The 1041-nt window shown below is 53.1% G+C and carries 1 rRNA gene; it reads right to left on the reverse strand.

Going from position 1 to position 1041, the window contains the following annotated elements:
• Nucleotides 1–1041: ribosomal RNA gene (locus KJS52_RS26975) — 23S ribosomal RNA — on the reverse strand; the annotation flags it as partial.

Raw genomic sequence — 1041 nt, forward strand, 5'->3', positions numbered from 1 at the left:
ACATGCCATAGCTTCGGTGGTGTGTTTAGCCCCGTTACATTTTCGGCGCAGAGTCACTCGACCAGTGAGCTATTACGCACTCTTTAAATGGTGGCTGCTTCTAAGCCAACATCCTGGTTGTCTGTGCAACTCCACATCCTTTCCCACTTAACACACACTTGGGGACCTTAGCTGATGATCTGGGCTGTTTCCCTCTTGACCATGGATCTTAGCACTCACGGTCTGACTCCCGGATAACATATCAATGGCATTCGGAGTTTGACTAGACTTGGTAACCCTTGGCGGGCCCCGCACCCAATCAGTGCTCTACCTCCATGATACTCTACTCCGAGGCTAGCCCTAAAGCTATTTCGGGGAGAACCAGCTATCTCCGAGTTCGATTGGAATTTCTCCGCTACCCCCACCTCATCCCCGCACTTTTCAACGTGCGTGGGTTCGGGCCTCCAGTGCGTGTTACCGCACCTTCACCCTGGACAGGGGTAGATCACACGGTTTCGGGTCTACGCCTGCATACTCTGTCGCCCTATTCAGACTCGCTTTCGCTGCGGCTCCGTCTTTCCAACTTAACCTTGCATGCAAACGTAACTCGCCGGTTCATTCTACAAAAGGCACGCCATCACCCCTATAATGGGCTCTGACTTCTTGTAAGCGCACGGTTTCAGGTTCTTTTTCACTCCGCTCCCGCGGTGCTTTTCACCTTTCCCTCACGGTACTGCTTCACTATCGGTCACTAGGGAGTATTTAGCCTTGGCAGATGGTCCTGCCGGATTCCGACGGGGTTTCACGTGTCCCGCCGTACTCAGGATCCAGCTCGGAGGGTGCAGGTTTTGGGCTACAGGGCTTTTACCTCTTCTAGCGGGCCTTTCCAGACCTCTTCACCTAACCTACACCTTTGTCACTCCATGTGAGCTGTCCTACAACCCCAGAGAGCAAGCTCTCTGGTTTGGGCTAATCCGCGTTCGCTCGCCGCTACTGACGGAATCACTTTTGTTTTCTCTTCCTCAGGGTACTTAGATGTTTCAGTTCCCCTGGTATGCCTCA

Source organism: Paenibacillus montaniterrae, from assembly GCF_018403185.1.
GTDB lineage: Bacteria > Bacillota > Bacilli > Paenibacillales > Paenibacillaceae > Pristimantibacillus > Pristimantibacillus montaniterrae.